The organism is Psychrobacter sp. (genome assembly GCF_041554015.1).
Taxonomy (GTDB): Bacteria; Pseudomonadota; Gammaproteobacteria; order Pseudomonadales; family Moraxellaceae; genus Psychrobacter.
On the sequence record NZ_JBFFMS010000019.1, the window covers coordinates 30,278 to 47,231 of the forward strand.

At 44.4% G+C, this 16,954-nt stretch carries 13 protein-coding genes; 4 read left to right on the forward strand and 9 right to left on the reverse strand.

The features are described from left to right. Nucleotides 1-978: a glutathione S-transferase family protein gene (locus ABYU67_RS06790; RefSeq protein ID WP_372844244.1), complete on the forward strand. Its 978-nt coding sequence runs from the start codon at nt 1-3 to the stop codon at nt 976-978. 98 nt (nt 979-1,076) lie between these two features. Here ABYU67_RS06790 and hemB read toward each other — a convergent pair whose 3' ends face one another. From hemB to ABYU67_RS06815, 5 genes are all read right to left on the reverse strand, one after another. Beyond that, nucleotides 1,077-2,084 (reverse strand): porphobilinogen synthase, encoded by a 1,008-nt coding sequence (hemB, locus tag ABYU67_RS06795; RefSeq protein WP_372844245.1) that lies wholly within the window; start codon nt 2,082-2,084, stop codon nt 1,077-1,079. A 282-nt stretch (nt 2,085-2,366) separates the two neighbouring features. Then, nucleotides 2,367-4,163: an efflux transporter outer membrane subunit gene (locus ABYU67_RS06800; RefSeq protein WP_372844246.1), complete on the reverse strand. Its 1,797-nt coding sequence runs from the start codon at nt 4,161-4,163 to the stop codon at nt 2,367-2,369. Continuing rightward, nucleotides 4,160-7,468, reverse strand: coding sequence for an efflux RND transporter permease subunit (locus ABYU67_RS06805; RefSeq protein WP_372844247.1), 3,309 nt, complete (start codon nt 7,466-7,468; stop codon nt 4,160-4,162). Before ABYU67_RS06805 ends, ABYU67_RS06800 begins: the two co-directional genes overlap by 4 nt. 35 nt (nt 7,469-7,503) lie before the next feature. Next, entirely contained in the window at nt 7,504-8,850 is a 1,347-nt protein-coding gene (locus ABYU67_RS06810; protein WP_372844248.1) for an efflux RND transporter periplasmic adaptor subunit, read from the reverse strand. Nucleotides 8,851-9,382: 532 nt separating this feature from the next. After that, a complete protein-coding gene (locus ABYU67_RS06815) occupies nt 9,383-10,312 on the reverse strand; it encodes a polyprenyl synthetase family protein (RefSeq protein WP_372844257.1) in 930 nt (309 codons plus the stop codon). A gap of 715 nt (nt 10,313-11,027) precedes the next feature. Between ABYU67_RS06815 and rplU the strand changes: the two genes are divergently transcribed. The 3 genes from rplU (at nt 11,028) to lolA (ending at nt 12,912) form a co-directional block, all read left to right on the forward strand. Continuing rightward, nucleotides 11,028-11,339, forward strand: a complete 312-nt coding sequence (rplU, locus tag ABYU67_RS06820) for a 50S ribosomal protein L21 (RefSeq protein WP_372844249.1) — start codon at nt 11,028-11,030, stop codon at nt 11,337-11,339. A gap of 94 nt (nt 11,340-11,433) precedes the next feature. Further along, nucleotides 11,434-11,691 carry a 50S ribosomal protein L27 gene (gene rpmA, locus ABYU67_RS06825; protein ID WP_055123782.1) on the forward strand — a complete coding sequence of 86 codons (258 nt, stop codon included), beginning with the start codon at nt 11,434-11,436 and terminating at the stop codon, nt 11,689-11,691. A 519-nt stretch (nt 11,692-12,210) separates the two neighbouring features. Next, complete coding sequence (gene lolA / locus ABYU67_RS06830; RefSeq protein ID WP_372844250.1) at nt 12,211-12,912, forward strand: outer membrane lipoprotein chaperone LolA; 702 nt, start codon at nt 12,211-12,213, stop codon at nt 12,910-12,912. A 104-nt stretch (nt 12,913-13,016) separates the two neighbouring features. Here the strand turns inward: lolA and scpB are convergent, their stop codons facing one another. From scpB to ABYU67_RS06850, 4 genes are all read right to left on the reverse strand, one after another. After that, nucleotides 13,017-13,559: an SMC-Scp complex subunit ScpB gene (gene scpB / locus ABYU67_RS06835; RefSeq protein WP_372844251.1), complete on the reverse strand. Its 543-nt coding sequence runs from the start codon at nt 13,557-13,559 to the stop codon at nt 13,017-13,019. A 25-nt stretch (nt 13,560-13,584) separates the two neighbouring features. After that, entirely contained in the window at nt 13,585-14,439 is an 855-nt protein-coding gene (locus tag ABYU67_RS06840; protein WP_372844252.1) for a ScpA family protein, read from the reverse strand. Between the two features lie 29 nt (nt 14,440-14,468). Continuing rightward, nucleotides 14,469-15,554, reverse strand: coding sequence for a tryptophan--tRNA ligase (trpS, locus tag ABYU67_RS06845; protein WP_372844253.1), 1,086 nt, complete (start codon nt 15,552-15,554; stop codon nt 14,469-14,471). Between the two features lie 125 nt (nt 15,555-15,679). Further along, complete coding sequence (locus tag ABYU67_RS06850) at nt 15,680-16,771, reverse strand: lipid A biosynthesis acyltransferase (protein WP_372844254.1); 1,092 nt, start codon at nt 16,769-16,771, stop codon at nt 15,680-15,682. Nucleotides 16,772-16,954: the final 183 nt, after the last annotated feature.

Below are 16,954 nucleotides of genomic sequence, written 5' to 3' on the forward strand. Positions count from 1 at the left end.
ATGGGTCTATTGGTTGACGGGCAATGGCAAGATAGTTGGTATGATACAGCGTCTAGCGGTGGACGCTTTAAGCGTGAAGATGCGGGCTTTAGAAACTGGGTGACAGCAGACGGTAGCGCTGGTCCCTCCGGACAAGGCGGTTTTAAAGCCGAAGCCAATCGCTATCATTTATATGTGTCATTGGCATGTCCTTGGGCACATCGTACGATGATTTTCCGTAAGCTTAAAGGCTTAGAGGGCATGATTTCGGTCTCTGTGGTACATCCATTTATGGGTGAGAAAGGTTGGACGTTTGCAGAAGGAGCAGGGGTTATTGCTGACCCTATTTTTCATGCAAAGTATTTGTATGAAATTTATACTGCGGCGAAGGCTGATTATACCGGACGGGTAACAGTACCTATACTATGGGATAAAAAAACCAATAGCATCGTTAGCAATGAATCCTCTGAGATTATTCGTATGTTGAATTCAGCCTTTGATGATGTAGGAGCAACAGCAGTTAATTTTTTGCCAGCAGAATCAGTAGTAGAAATCGATAATATGAATGCGTTTGTATACGATGCTGTTAATAATGGTGTTTATAAAGCCGGTTTTGCAACCACGCAAGCAGCGTATGAAGAGGCAGTCATCGCATTATTTGATGCCTTAGATACGTTGGAAGCACGTTTGACAGGGCAGCGTTACTTAGTAGGCAGTACGATAACTGAGGCAGATTGGCGTTTGTTTACCACCTTAGTACGTTTTGACGCTGTTTATGTTGGGCATTTTAAGTGTAATATTCAACGTATTATCGATTATCCCAATCTCTGGGGCTATCTGCGTGATTTGTATCAGGTCGCTGGGGTTAAAGAGACGATAAATATGCAGCATATCAAAGCGCATTATTACACCAGTCATGCAGCTATCAATCCCACGGGTGTGATACCCGTTGGTCCTATTATTGGCTTTCATGAACCACATGGACGGGCAGCAATCTAAATATTTGGCTGATTTTTTGCGCTGAAGAAATGCAAAAACCGTACTTGCTGCATAAAAGTAGCGAGTACGGTTTTTTATTTAGCAAAAGTATGCCGAGATTAAGCGTTATTCAACTGTCTTGCAGCTTCTAAAGCAAAATAGGTCAAGATACCATCGGCGCCCGCACGGCGAAAGCCAATAAGTGACTCTAAAATGACTGCATCAGTGAGCCAGCCGTTTTGAATGGCCGCCATGTGCATGGCATATTCGCCTGATACTTGGTATGCAAACGTTGGTACGCCAAAGGTATTTTTGACCTCTCTGATTAAATCCAAATACGGTTGACCTGGTTTAATCATCACCATGTCAGCGCCTTCATTGATGTCCATCGCCACTTCATGCAGTGCTTCAGCGCGATTGCCAAAATCCATCTGATATTGCTTTTTATGCCCACCTTTTAAGTTGCCAGCACTACCAACCGCGTCACGGAATGGCCCGTAATAAGCAGAAGCATATTTTGCCGAATACGCCATGATGGCAGTATTGACAAACCCTTCTGCTTCAAAGGCATCACGCATGGCTTTGATACGACCATCCATCATGTCACTAGGGGAGATGATATCGGCACCGGCGCGCGCATGGACCAGTGCTTGCTTGACCAGTACTTCGACCGTTGCATCGTTAACGACATAGCCTGAGTCATCCAACAAGCCATCTTGACCGTGTGAGGTATAAGGGTCCAATGCAACATCGGTCATCACGACCATCTCTGGCACGACATCTTTGACAGCTTTTACCGCACGCGCAGTAAGCGCATTTTCGTCATAAGCAGATTTACCATCTGGTGTTTTTAGGGCGTTATCAATTACTGGGAAAATATCGATAGTCGTGACGCCTTCTGCTAGCAGCTCTTTGGCATACTCAATCAAAAGGTCAATCGACAGGCGCTCAACACCTGGCATACTAGCGATTGGTTGACGCTCGTTTTTGCCTTCTAAGACAAAAACAGGGGCGATAAAATGCTTAGGATGGAGCTCAACTTCACGAATCATCGCGCGTACATTGTCGTTGTACCGAAGACGACGCATACGTGTTTCAGGGAATTGGCGGTTAAAGGTATAAGTCATACGGTTTCCTTATCTAAATAGAAATCAAGGTTGTGTTTTAATTGGTCAGTTTTCTACTGAGGCTTTAAAAAGCTATGTTGTAGTATGTCCATACTATATCCAATAGGCACTATAAAAGGCAGCAAAACTACTATCAAATGCACTATCAAAAATACTATCAAAAGCAAAAAGCCCCACCGACTGGCTATAACGAGTCGGTAGGGCAGATTGTAATTATCGACTATCTACGTAATACATACGCTTCATGAGATTATAGAGGCTTAACCTTTCATACTTGCTGGCTTACGGCTCAACAATCTGCGTAACGGGCACTTGCTCGACACTCTGCTCTTTAAGCGTAGTCTCTTCGGTGATGACACCGATAGCGGCATCAGTCTTGCCATCGTTATTAACATCGACGACAGCCGTTGGCTTAAAAGTCGATTGTTCTACTGGTTCTGCTTGTTTGATCGCCAGTGCTTCTGTGGCAGAGACCACACGCGCCGAGCTTGCCGCATCGATAGCGTCAGTGGCTTTTGCCTTGTTGCTATTGGCAGCTGCATTGATTACTTGTACCAGATTTCTATGTTGCGGTACAGGAATCACGGTGGGTACATCTAGATTGGCACCGCCGCCTAGCACTTGATAAAGCTCGATTTGGCTGATGATTTTTTGTAGCTCTAAATCCAAAATTCCCTGCTGCGTTGAAAATAACGAACGCTGCGCATCAAGGACGTCTAGATAGTTTGCGATACCCGCCTTAAAGCGCGCATCAGCAATCTGATAGGTTTGCTCAAAGTTATCTTGCAAGCGATACTGCGCCTCTAACTGCTCACCTAAGGTTGCACGGGTCGCTAACACGTCAGACACTTCACGGAACGCGGTTTGAATCGAGCGCTCATAGCCTGCAAGTGTTTGCTTACGCTCGATTTGTGCCACTTCATAGTTGGCATCTAAACGCCCAGCATCAAAGATGGGCACACTCACGCTTGGACCAAACGACCAACCAACAGAACCACTTTTGAATAGATCATTCAAACTGCCGCTGCTCAAGCCCACATTACTGGCTAAGCTGATAGAAGGGTAGTAAGACGCACGTGCTACTTCGATATTTGCACCAGCTGCTTTTAGATTATATTCAGCTTGCAACACATCAGGACGATAACGTAGTAGCTCACTTGGCAAGCCAGCACTAAATACTTGCTGGCTTGTGATGTTACTGACCGCAGGCGTTGGTATTAGATTGGTCGGAATCGGTCCCCCTACCAAAAACTGCAATGCATTACGTGATTTTAGGATACTGCTTTGGGCACGTAAAACGGCAAGTCGGGCATTTTCAAGTGAGGCACTAGACTGTAATGAAGGCAGCTTGGGATCAATACCTGCTTCAAAACGTTTGTTGGCAATAAATAGCGATTTCTCACGACTTTCAACGGTCGCCTCAGCCAATTGTAGCTGCGCTAGGCTATAGCTTAGATTGGCATAGCTTTGAGCAATGTTACTAATCAAACTGATTTGAGTCGCATCTTTTGCCGCTGTCGTTGATAAAAAGTTTTGCAGCGCTTGATCTTTTAAGCTGGCAATCTTACCCCAAAAGTCGAGCTCATAATTAGCAAGACCTAAGTTTACGCTATAAGCACCGCTAGAGTTTCTATCACGGTTATTTTGTGCTGAGCGAGTATAGCCACCACTGCCATCAATGCGTGGTAGGTCGTTGATATCCGTAATTTGATATTGAGCGCGAGCTTTTTCAATGGCCAAACGTGCACTTTCAAAGTCTTTATTGTTTTGCAGACCTAAAGCAATCAGCCCTTTTAAACGCTCATCGCTATAAAAGCTTTGCCAGCGCTGGCTCGCCAGACTGGCTTGCTCAGCGCTACTAACAGTTTCTTTATCAAACGCACCATAGGATTGTTCGATAGGAATATTGGGTACCGCAAGCACAGGACGCGTATCGGCCTTTGGAATGGTGTTACAAGCCGCCATGCTGAATGCCAAAGCCGTTAAGCCAAGCAGACGACCGCTATTTTGGCGAACGCGGGCAGTCAAAGAGACTGCCTTAGTTACTGAGTTGGGGGTAACAAAATAACATAAACTCATTGTGAATTATCTCCAAAGCTTGCAGGCTGAGCGCTCTTAGAGAGCTTCATGTTTTGCATATCATCGTCAACAGCTATGATCGTAGGCTCATTATCATTATACTCCGTTGGTCCAATTGGACTGTCTGGATTATTTGGATTAGAGGGGCCAGGCGTGTTTCCACCATCATTTGGCTTGTTGTTCTCATATTTGTGCGGGAACATACTACGTACCCAGATGTAGAACATCGGGATAAAGAAAATGCCCAGTAGTGTCGCAGTGACAACACCACCAACCACACTGGTACCAATGGCGTTCTGACTACCAGAGCCAGCACCTGTCGCGATAAATAATGGCACAACACCGAGACCAAAGGCAAGTGAGGTCATGATAATAGGGCGCAAACGCTGACGCGCAGCAGTCATGACCGCCTCTTTTAGGGTATAACCTTCAGCTTGATGGTCCCTTGCAAACTCGATAATTAAGATGGCGTTCTTGGCTGAGAGCCCGACCACCGTCAGTAGACCGACCTGTAAGTAAACATCATTGGACAAACCACGCAGCCACGTAAATATCACCGCACCGAGGACACCAAGTGGGATCACCAGCAGTACTGAGAAGGGAATTGACCAGCTTTCATATAAGGCTGCAAGACATAAGAATACCACTAAGATTGAGATAGCATACAGCATCGGCGCTTGAGCACCTGACTTTTGCTCCTCTAATGATAGACCTGTCCATTCATAACTGATGCCGTCTGGTAGCTTCTCAACCATGGCTTCCATGGCCTCCATCGCTTCACCGGTGCTAAGACCAGGAGCAGCGCTACCTTGGATATTCATTGACGCCAGACTGTTATAGCGCGTAAGACCCGGTGAACCGGTTTCCCATTTACTACTAGAGAACGCATCAAATGAGATCATCTCACCGCTATCGTTACGGACATACCATTTACCGATATCATCAGGATTGGTACGGCTACTAGGCTCACCTTGTACAAACACGCGCTTCACACGACCACGGTCAACAAAGTCATTGATATAGCTTGAACCCCATGCAGTTGAGATGACGCTATTGATATTTGCCATCGACAAACCATAAGCGGCGGCTTGTTCTTGGTTGATATCAATTTTAAGCTGCGGCGCATCTTCTTGTCCGTTTGGACGTACGCCAGCTACTTTATCGCTTTGAGCGGCCATGCCAAGGAGCATATTGCGTGCTTCTAACAGACCTTCGTGTCCGACGCTACCTGAATCTTGCAGCATCAAATCAAAGCCACTAGAGTTACCAAGCCCACTAATCGCAGGCGGGATGATATTAAACACAGTTGCTTCGTTGATTTGGGTAAAGAAATATCCTTGTGCGCGATCAGAGACGGCTCGCGCGGTATTTTCTTCGCCCTTACGATCTGCCCAGTCATTTAATTTGACGAAGGCAAGCCCAACGTTTTGTCCTTGTCCAACAAAACTAAAGCCTGCGATGGTAAACGCTGACGCCACATTATCTGGCTCTTGGCTACTATAATAAGCGCTCACTTTATCGAGTACCGCTTGCGTCTCATTTAGAGTCGAACCAGCAGGCAGCTGCACGGCGGTAAACATAATACCCTGATCTTCTTCTGGTAAGAATGAACCGGGAATACGTAAGAATACCACTGCCATAATACCGATAATAGCGGCATAGGCGATGAGGTATAACCATTTTAAACGGAAGCTTTTACCGACAAAATTTTCATAAGAGCGGCTGGCTTTGGTAAAAGAGCGGTTAAACCAACCAAAGAAGCCTTTTTGATTCTCAGAATTGCCTTTTTCATGACTTTTACTACGTTTTAGTAACGTCACACAAAGGGCAGGGGTAAAGATAAGTGCTACCAGTGCTGACAGTACCATACTGGTAATCAAGGTGATGGCGAACTGACGATAAATAACCCCAGTTGAGCCACCGAAGAAGGCCATCGGCACGAATACCGCTGATAAGATAAGCGCGATACCGACGACGATTTTACTAATCTCGCCCATCGATTGTATCGTAGCGTCTTTAATAGAAATATGCGGGTCTTCTTCCAACAGCCGCTCGACGTTTTCTACCACGACAATCGCATCATCGACCAGTAGACCGATAGACAGTACCATGGCAAACATGGTTAAGACGTTAATACTAAACCCGGCAATATATAGTACGGCAAACGTACCTAATAGAACCACAGGAACGGCAAGGGTTGGAATGATAGTTGCGCGCCAGTTCTGTAAGAACAGGAACATAACGATAAAGACCAAAACGATGGCTTCAATTAAGGTTTTGACCACTTGTTCGATAGATAAGCGTACAAATGGGGTTGTATCATAAGGAATAACGGATTTTAGGCCGGTAGGGAAGTTTGCTTCTAGTTCAGCAACTCGGTTACCGACCAATTCACGCGTTTCAAGGGCGTTAGCACCACTTGCAAGTGAAACGGCAAGACCAGCAGCTTCCTTACCATTAAATAAGGCAATCGTACTGTAGCTTTCACTACCGATTTCAACTTTAGCAACATCACCTAAGCGTACTTGCGCGCCTGAGGTATCCGTCTTTAGTAGGATGTTTTTAAACTCATCAGGCGTTTTTAGATAGCTCTGTACGGTGACAGTCGCATTAATCACTTGCTCATCGACGTCAGCAGGGGCTTGACCTAATTGACCTGCGGATACTTGCGCGTTTTGCGCCCGTACCGCATTGACCACATCGGATGGCACCAGACTATAACCGCGTAAGCGTTCAGGGTCGAGCCAGATACGCATGGCATAAGAGGCACCAAACGCTTGAACTTGCCCAACGCCTTCAACACGGCTGAGCTGATCGACGACGTTAGAGTTGATGTAATCGCCGATATCAGCAGGATCCATACTGCCGTCTTCAGAGACAAAGCCAAATACGGCTAAGAACCCTTCAGAGGCTTTATTAACGTTAACACCTTGACGCTGCACTTGCTCAGGCAACGAGCTCATGGCGGCTTGTAATTTGTTCTGAACCTGAACCTGTGCGGTATCAGAATCGGTACCGTTTTCAAAAAACAGCTGTACAGAGGCACTGCCATTTGATGAGCTTGATGACTTCATATACATCAAGCCATCAAGCCCTTTCATGCGCTGCTCAATAATCTGTACTACTGAGTTTTCAACGGTCTCAGCGTTTGCGCCAGGATAGCTGGCACTGACTGTAACGGTCGGCGGCGCAATCGCCGGATACTGCTCAATCGGTAAGTTGATAACCGATATTATCCCGATAAGCATGACTAAAATAGCCATCACCCATGCAAAAATAGGGCGATCAATAAAAAAACGTGACATAGTAAATCCCTAAGTCTTCCTAGCTTTGAATGGAATTATTTGGCAACGGATTGTGCAGCTTGCTGCGGTGTTTTGACAGCCGCCGCTTTTGCAGCAGGTGCAGGGTTTGGATTTTCTAATGGCTTTGCAATAACCTCTTGTTCAGGCTTCACTTTTGCACCACCGATAATCACGACTTTATCGCCAGCTTGCAGACCGTCAGTGACGACCCATTGCCCTTGATAAGTACCATTAATCGTAACCGGACGAACTTGGATTTTGTTGTTTTCATCAACGATATAAACCTGCGTCTCGCTTTTGGTCGAACGCATCACAGCGCTTTGTGGGACGAGTGCTGCGTTGGTAATCACACTTTGCGTCAAGCGGGCACTGACATACATACCGGGTAGTAGGATATTGCTATTATTCGGGAAGACTGCTCGTAATGTCACTGCCCCTGTAGATTCATCGACTTTCGCCTCTGATAATGCAAGCTCACCACGTACAGGATAGGTTGAGCCGTCTTCTAATACCAATTCAACTGAGTTCATACCAGTCTTTGCTTTACCTGCAGAGATTTGCTGGCGTAATTTAAGCAGCTCAGACGATGATTGGCTGATATCGACATAGATAGGATCTAGGCGTGAGATGGTAACTAAAGGAGTTGGTTGACCTGAGCTGACCAAGGTACCTGCAGTCACGCTTGAGCGATCTGTACGACCTGAGATAGGGGCGCGTACAATGGTACGGTTTAGATCCAAGGTGCTCGCTTGTAAGCCAGCTTTAGCAGTTTGAATGCCCGCTTTTGCGCTTTCAATACCGGCTTGTGATTGACCGATGGCAGCATTGGCGCTTTGTACCGCAGCTTGTGCAGTACGCACGGCAGTTTGTGCTTGGTCATACTGCTGCTTTGAGATGGCATCAATAGCAACCAAACCTTGCAAACGCTGCAAATCATTTTGTGCTTGTGCTAATGACGCTTGACGGCTGGCTAAATCCGCTTTGGCATTGGCGTTATTAGCCAAAGCCGTCTGATAGTTGGCTTCTGCTTGGGCTATCGCCGCCTGACCACTGGTAATAGACGTTGCGTAGTTGTCTGTATTGATGCGATATAAAGGTTGACCTTTTTTGACGTTGCTGCCCTCACGGAACAACACTTCGTCGATAATTCCGTTCACCTGAGGGCGGACATCAGCGGTTTGGTAAGCTGCGGTACGTCCAGCAAAAGTTTGTACTTGTGGCACAGTATCAAAAGTAACCGTCTGAACGTTGACGACGGCAGGCGGCATTTGTTGCTGTGCCGCCGCCGCGTCGCCAGCGGCATCCTCTTTTTTGTCACAGCCAACCAGTACAGCTCCAGATAGTACAGTTGCTATTACAAGCGCAAGATAAGAGTGCTTCATCAATGTCCTCGGCAATATAAATATCATATAATAAATAGTGACAGTATAAAAAGTTTATGGATACATCTTAACGTAGAAAAAATAAAAAATTAACAGGCGTCTATCGTTATCAAAGTATAACGCCTGCTCAATAATCGGATAAGTAAATTTAATAGGAGATTATAAACTATAGGGTATACCCCACAGTCAAGGCGAAAAAAGCCGTTTTTAGCGAGTAAAATGGGCTTTTAGGATACTAAGCGAGTAAAACCTGTTTAAAAATCAAGCATTAAGCTAAAAGTGAAGGGCAAAGTAGGCAATGGAGAGGCAGTGATAATATTGTTAAATTTTGTTTATTTGAGGGATGTAAAAGTGTGCCATCGATAATATGGTACTTATAAATAAAAATGAGCGCGCTGCTCAGAAAAACCCTACTTTAGCAATAATTAAGTAAAAATGCAGTCATTTAAATATATGACTGCTTATATCGATATAAGCAGTATCAATTTGATTCTTAACAATATAGCAGAAACAGAGCGCTGCTATTGAATAACTACAATAAGCGAGCGCTGGCAAGTTCAGTCAGCTGGTAAAGTCCCTGACGATAACGGTTATCCGGTAAGCTGCTAAGCGCTTGTTGAGCAAGTTTGGTTTCTTCTAAAGCCCGCTGTTTACAATACTCAAGCGAACCTGAACGACGTACCAAGGCGATCAGATGTTCTGCATTTGCTGTTTTGCCGGTCTGTACCGCAACCCGCAGCTGCTCATAGCCTTCTTTATCACTGTCTTTTAATAGCGCTAATGCTTTAATCGTTGGTAGGGTAGGTTTACCTTCAGCTAAATCATCGCCAAGGTTTTTACCCATCAACTCGCTATCGCCACTGTAATCGAGCACATCATCGACAATCTGAAAAGCATTGCCAAAATGCTGACCAAAATCAGCCAATGCTTGTAAGTACTGGGTTTGACCTTGCAAAATCGCCGCGCCTTGAGTGGCCATCATAAATAGCCGTGATGTTTTACCATCGATGATATTTAGATAATCTTCTTCAGTTGCCTGAGGATTATGCTGATGTTGCAGCTGTAATACTTCCCCTTCAGCGATATCACAGGTGCCGTCTGAAAACACTTGCAAGAGTGGTAAGCTTTGAAAGCCTACCAATAAGTTAAAGGCGCGGGCAATCAGGTAGTCACCGACTAATACCGCGGTAGCATTGTCCCAAGTGGCGTTGGCAGTAGGCTTACCACGGCGCTGCCCTGACTCATCAATCACATCATCATGTACCAAGGTTGCCGTATGCAGCATCTCAGTAATCGCCGCTAGATGCATCGCTTGCTTCGATGGCTCATCATTAAGCATCCGCGCACATAGCAGGGTAATCAAGGGGCGCATACGTTTGCCGCCTGCATTAATCACATGCTGTGAGACGCTCATTACCAGCTGAACTTTGGAGTTGAGACTGCCAAAGACCTGTTTGTCCATAATCTCAAAATCATCAGCAACGATGCTTTGGATATCAGCATAGGTTGGGATGGCTGATAAATCGACCGATGGCGCAGTGGACAATGGGGCGGCGACGTTAGATAAAGGAGTACAAGTCATAATGAATAATCATACCAATGGAATTTAAGAAATGGAATTTAAGAATAGGTAAACCGCTATATACGTTAGAGCTGGTTTTAAGTTTACTATCATAATAGCATAGCTGTTTGGATAAATTGTGGCTTTCAGTATAGCAAATAGCACGGTTCAGCTTACTATTTATGTACATCATAGGGTGATTATGTACCAAAAATGAAGCTAAAACTGATAAGGTATCATTAAGAAAACTATCTGATTAACCATCATTTATTTATAATGGATAACTAATCTCTTACTATTCGCTGACTATTGACAAAAAACTGTAAGTCTCTGATTAGATACGCTATAATAGCCGCTGTTGGATTTTCACCACTATTCCTGCTTATTATTAGGTGCTCTGTATTAACGGCGATATATATGACGCTGATTAATCAATAACATTGTGCCCGATACGAGTATAGTCTTTTGGTATTACCACCATATAAAACAAGAGGAGCGGCTTGCTTTTATCAGCAAAAAGCCGTAAAATCTTGCCTTTAATTTTTCCCTGTCGTGTTCGTCGTCGAAGCGTTGGTATGATATCAGCCACGGCACACGGGTTAAACGGAGTCATACAATGTACGCAGTAATCAAAACTGGTGGTAAACAGCACCGTGTAGTTGTCAATGAGTTGCTTAAAGTTGAACTACTTAAAGCAGAAACAGGCGCAACGATCAAATTTGAAGATGTGTTGATGGTGGTTGACGGTGAAACTGTCAAGATCGGTCAGCCTATCGTTGAAGGTGCTAGCGTTGAAGTTGAAGTTGTTGAGCATGGCCGCGGCGAAAAAATCCGTATCGTCAAGCACAACCGTCGTAAGCATTATCACAAAGAGCAAGGTCACCGCCAATGGTACACCTTGTTAAAAATCAAAGCGATTAATGCTTAATTAACGATTGTCAGTTTATTGATCATTAATAATGCACTAAAAGCTTAAGAGTTATCGCATTAGCGATAAGTCACATTAACAAGGAGATTTTCTCATGGCACATAAAAAAGCTGCCGGTTCGAGCCGTAACGGTCGTGATTCAAACCCAAAAATGCTGGGCGTAAAAATCTTTGGTGGCCAAGCTATCACAGCTGGTAACATCATCGTTCGTCAACGTGGTACAGAATTCCACGCAGGCGAAGGCGTTGGTATGGGTCGTGACCATACTTTATTTGCACTGAATGACGGTGTGGTAAAGTTTGCGACCAAAGGTAAATTTAACCGTCGTTATGTGATGGTTGAAAGCGCCTAGTTGCCCATTTGAGTTATTTATCTTTTTGATACCATAACTCGATGTAAAAAAGCCCTTATTACCGTTTGGTAGTAGGGGCTTTTTTTTGCTTATAAGCTTCGGTTAAGCACTGATTAAAACTATATAATGAATTCAATATTAAAACGATAGGTATTAAAACAATGGGTCAAAGTAATACATCAAGACTGGGATGAATATTGCGCAGCTTCTAACGGCGTAGGCACAGTACGTTAGAAATTTTGCCCCTCTGCATTGCAACATAACGCATCCGTTTTATTTAGAATAAACCATACAATAAAAGCTATTTATTACTTTGTAACTGTTGTATTTACAAGCCTGTATGCCAGCAGTAGTAAAGATTGCAAATCATGTCTAGGCGCGTAATAAAAAAACTGGCACACTGTCCTCATTGTTTTATCACACCAGTTTTGTACTCGTATGATAGACATTTACTGAAAACAAAAATTTGATAAAACGTTTTATTTTTATGCTATTTTGCATTTTAAGAGAGGATTTATAATGACTTTATTAATCGATCAATCAACTAAGCAAACCACCACTTTAAAACAAAAAATGATGGGCGGCGCACTGGCTGGCGTTTTAATGACGACACTTGGCGTTGCAGCACCCATGATGGCACTGACGCAATCAGCGACAGCGGCACCAGCGGACAACATAACAGCGGCTAAGCGTCTAAATAAGCTTTTGACCAATACCAAGAGCATGACAGCTAACTTTAGCCAAACGACTAAGGGTGCTAACAGTGGGACGTTTAGCGGTGCCATGAGTGTACAGCGCCCAAACAATTTCCGCTGGGAAACCAAGTCACCGTCAGAGCAGCTGATTGTGGCGAATGGCAACTCAATGTGGGTTTATGATAAGGATTTGGAGCAAGCGACCAAACAAAATGTCGATAGCCAAGTAGGTAATACCCCAGCGCTACTACTGTCAGGTGACCCAAGCAAAATTGATAAGAATTTTAAAATTACTCAGCCTTATGCCAATAAAAACTACTATGTGCTGTATCCAAAGTCTGACAATGCGAGTTTTAAAAGCTTATCAATGAGCTTTAGCGGCGGTAAGCCTGTAATGATGGTACTAAATGACAGTTTGGGACAAACCACCACCATTAAGTTTAGTGGTATCAAAATGAACCCAAATATCAGTAGTAGCCAATTTAAATTTACCCCTCCAAAGGGTGTAGATATCATCAACCAATAAACCGTGATTAACAGGTTATTGAGTGAATGTATAAAAAAAGGACATACCCTATCAGGTATGTCCTTTTTTATTGCTGCAAGGGTATTGGATCTTTGCTTATACTATTAAGAAAGTGCTTTGATGGCTTCCATATCTGGCAGTGCAGGTAGCTCATCTAGATTGGTCAATCCAAATGCATCTAAGAATTGCGAGGTGGTGTGCAGCAATGCTGGACGCCCTAAAGTGTCCTTATAACCCTTTTCTTCAATCCAGCCTTTATCAAACAGTTGGCGCAGTATGGTGCTCGATAAAGTCACACCGCGCACATGCTCGATGTCACTACGGCTTACTGGTTGCTTGTAAGCAATGACACTTAAAGTCTCTAGCAAGGCTTGGCTTAGACGTTCTTGACGCTGTGGAAACACTTGCTGAATCAAAGCGCTATAATCGTCCGCAATCTGCAAACGATAGCCACTGGCAGTTTTATATAATCTTAGGACACTGGCCTCTAAGCGTTGCTCTAATACTTCTACTGCTTGATTAAAGGTACTGGTTGTCAATGACAGATGTTTTTTTAAGCTCGCAGCCGTCAAGGGTGCCTCTGATGCATGCAGTAGCACTTCGATATGTTTGCTTATCTCTTCTAAGTGGTGCTGCGTATCTGTCATTGCCCATCATCTTTATTAAAAACCATTAAGCCAGCCACTGTAATGTTAATTGTCTTATTTGGCTGTTTGCTACAAATTCATCGTCAGTAGCACTATCATCATCTTTTACGTCAGCGTTTATAACACCAACCAATTGCCGTTTCATCAGTTCAAGTACGGCAACAAAGCTAACCACCACACCGATCTTACCTTGAGCCTTGTCTAATAGCTCATAAAAGCAGTGAGCGCCATTTGTACTAAGTTGGCGGCTGATACTTGCTATACGATCAGCAAGCGGTACAGCATCGATCTTCACGCTATGCATCTGATAGTCAGGTTGTAGCTGCATTTTAAATAAGCTATCAATCAAAAGGTTTGGCGAATAGCTAGGTAATTCCGCATTCATAATATCTTGATTGGGCATACTGACCATGGCCAAAAACACATCACGCTCAAGACGTACAAGATTGTCCAAGCGCTGACTGGCTACTTTGATTTGCGCATAGGCTTCAAGGCGCTCAATCAGTTCAGCTTTTGGGTCACGTTCGTCAGTTGGGGTTTCTGGCTTAGGCAGTAGCAGCTCAGTTTTGATGGCAATCAAAGTTGACGCCATCAATAGATAGTCACCGGCCAACTCAAAATGATTGGTATCCAGCTCACTGATATACGCCAAATACTGCTCAGTAATGGGCAGTATCGGCATTTGGGTCAGATCGACATTGTTTTTTTTGACCAAGTACAATAAAAAGTCTAATGGTCCAGCAAACTGCTCAAGCCATATAGCAAACGCTTGCGGCGGCACATAAAGGTCTTCTGGCAGGTGCTGCACAGGCGTCTGATAAATACGCAGCGACATATCTTGAGTCTCTACGCTAGACGTCATTAACCGCTTATTTTGCATGACAGCAGTCTACTATACGGATTAAAGCGTTATTTAAGTTTGGCAAGGGGACGAATACCAATAGCTCGGCGCGTCTTATCAAGCTGCTTACGGCTATGACGACGGGCTTTTTCTGCGCCCATCTGTAAGATTTCCTCTAGCTCCTTTGGATTTGCCATGAGCTCTTCGTAACGCGCCCGAAATGGAGCTATTTCTGCATTTATTTTCTCAAATAACGCTTGCTTGGCATCACCCCAGCCGATACCAGCAGCAAACTGCTCGCGCATATCAGCAATCTCAGCAGGCGTGGCAAAAGCTTTATAAATCTCAAAAATAGCAGAATCATCAGGGTCTTTTGGCTCAGTGGGCAGTTGCGAGTTGGTGACGATTTTCATAATGGCTTTATGCATCTGCTTTTCGGCGCTGACTTGCGGATTAGCATCACCAAATAATGGAATGGTGTTGCTATAGCTCTTACTCATTTTACGTCCATCAAGACCCGTCAGTAGCGGGATATCGTCATCTACAACCGCTGATGGCAGGGTAAATAGGGGCTTGTAGCGATGGTTAAAGGTGCCGGCAATATCACGTGCCATCTCGACATGCTGAATCTGGTCGCGACCAACTGGCACATGAGTGGCATTAAACATCAAGATATCGGCTGCCATCAGTACCGGATAGCCAAACAGCCCCATATTGATACCTTGGTCAGGATCGACAGCTTCTTTTTTCGTATTGATATCGACTGCCGCTTTATAAGCGTGGGCACGATTCATCAAACCTTTGGCACATGAGCAGTTTAATACCCAGGCAAGCTCTGGTATTTCGGGCACATCTGATTGACGATAAAAAGTCACGCGCTCTGGGTCAAGTCCACAGGCAATCCAAGTCGCTGCAATGGCTTTGGTCGATTCATGAATAATAGCAGGGTCATAACAGCCGATAATGCCATGATAATCTGCCAAAAAGAAAAAGGCTTCATCATCACTGTTTTGAATAGACTGAATCGCTGGACGAATCGCGCCAACATAGTTACCTAAATGCAAGGTACCAGTGGGTTTGATACCCGTCAACACACGCTTAATAGTCGCCGGTGTGTCTGAAGCTTGCTGATTAGATATAGTATTATTACTCATGAAAAATCCGTTATTTATTGATCAAATTATTATAAATTCATTATTATTTATATGCTGATAATAGCAAAAAATACTGGCTACAAAGTATAGCAAATTTTGCCAATGATTTTTGTGCGAATAAACGCTTACTTATAGATATCTCTACGACCTTCAGGGCTGTTTTTGAAGCGGCGATGGAACCACATCCACTGAGTAGGGTCAATGCGAATTAAGCCCTCTAACAGCTCGTTGACGCGGGTGGCATCAGCAATCTCATCGTTACTAGGATAGTTGTCTAGTGCTTGAGTAATGGTTAGATGATAGTGAGGACGCTTACCTTTTGGCAGGCTATCTGGCGTTTGCCGATAAGTATGCAATGCCATAAAGACCGGTGGATGCGCTTTATCACCCAACTTTGCCATCCGCCGTGCTGCGGTAATCGTAGCGGCGGGCACACCAAAAAATGGTGCCATAACGCCTTGGCTTAAACCATAATCTTGATCGGGCGAATACCAGATGACATGACCTGCTTTGATAGACGTCACTAAGCTGCGCATGTCGCGACTGGATATCTGCTTACCAAAGATAGACGTGCGACCGTTGTAGATAAACCAGTCAAGCAGCGGATTGTTTTGAGTACGGTACATGCAGTCAAGAGCAAAAAACTGCGCGCAAAATAATCCGCCCAAATCAAGCATCGTATAATGCGCACCCAGTAAAATCACAGGACGACCTTCGTTTTGAGCCGTGACTAGGTGCTGTAACCCCGAGATAGATACGGTACGTGTAAAAACATTGGGACGAAACCATGCGCATAAAGTTTCAAACACCCCAATCCCTTGATTGACAAAAACTTGCTTTGCCATTAATTCACGCTCAACGTCGGGCTTTTCTGGAAATGCCAGCTTGAGATTGATTAACGTATCACGGCGGCGTGAGCCTACGACGCTATAAATTAAAATGCCCAGCTTGCGACCGAGCCAAAATTGCCACCGCAGCGGTAAAAAAATCAGCGGTAAAAAAATAGTAAATAACAGCCAGATACCCCAGTACTTCGGCATTAAAAACTGCCACTCAAAAGGCTTTTTTTCTGCCTGAGCGGTTCGTTTATGAGTTTGGGTAATCGTCGGTGTGCCAACAGGCAGAGCCGGAGACTTAGCAGACGGCTGTATACTTGCTGATGGCATGCTGCTCTTTTGGGCAGGTTTGCTAGGATCGTATTGTTCGGGCGCTTTCATAAGGCTAATACTAGTAATGAAAAATTATGATTATGATGGGGCAGTAAGCTTGACTTTGCAAGGATGATTTAGCGGCAAAGCTGTGCGATATGGCAGTTGGGCGTTTATAATGGTCCCTGCTTGTAAAACTGTCAGGTATAAAAAAACCTTATAAGCTGTGACCAGCTTATAAGGTTTTGCAAA

Bases quoted from the DNA above. Each gene is read 5' to 3' on its own strand.
- ABYU67_RS06850 (WP_372844254.1), bottom strand. From the start codon at position 16,771: ATGAAAGCGCCCGAACAATACGATCCTAGCAAACCTGCCCAAAAGAGC.
- ABYU67_RS06800 (WP_372844246.1), bottom strand. From the start codon at position 4,163: ATGAGTTTATGTTATTTTGTTACCCCCAACTCAGTAACTAAGGCAGTC.
- ABYU67_RS06810 (WP_372844248.1), bottom strand. From the start codon at position 8,850: ATGAAGCACTCTTATCTTGCGCTTGTAATAGCAACTGTACTATCTGGA.
- rplU (WP_372844249.1), top strand. From the start codon at position 11,028: ATGTACGCAGTAATCAAAACTGGTGGTAAACAGCACCGTGTAGTTGTC.
- ABYU67_RS06840 (WP_372844252.1), bottom strand. From the start codon at position 14,439: ATGCAAAATAAGCGGTTAATGACGTCTAGCGTAGAGACTCAAGATATG.
- scpB (WP_372844251.1), bottom strand. From the start codon at position 13,559: ATGACAGATACGCAGCACCACTTAGAAGAGATAAGCAAACATATCGAA.
- rpmA (WP_055123782.1), top strand. From the start codon at position 11,434: ATGGCACATAAAAAAGCTGCCGGTTCGAGCCGTAACGGTCGTGATTCA.
- trpS (WP_372844253.1), bottom strand. From the start codon at position 15,554: ATGAGTAATAATACTATATCTAATCAGCAAGCTTCAGACACACCGGCG.
- ABYU67_RS06815 (WP_372844257.1), bottom strand. From the start codon at position 10,312: ATGGACAAACAGGTCTTTGGCAGTCTCAACTCCAAAGTTCAGCTGGTA.
- ABYU67_RS06790 (WP_372844244.1), top strand. From the start codon at position 1: ATGGGTCTATTGGTTGACGGGCAATGGCAAGATAGTTGGTATGATACA.
- hemB (WP_372844245.1), bottom strand. From the start codon at position 2,084: ATGACTTATACCTTTAACCGCCAATTCCCTGAAACACGTATGCGTCGT.
- ABYU67_RS06805 (WP_372844247.1), bottom strand. From the start codon at position 7,468: ATGTCACGTTTTTTTATTGATCGCCCTATTTTTGCATGGGTGATGGCT.
- lolA (WP_372844250.1), top strand. From the start codon at position 12,211: ATGACTTTATTAATCGATCAATCAACTAAGCAAACCACCACTTTAAAA.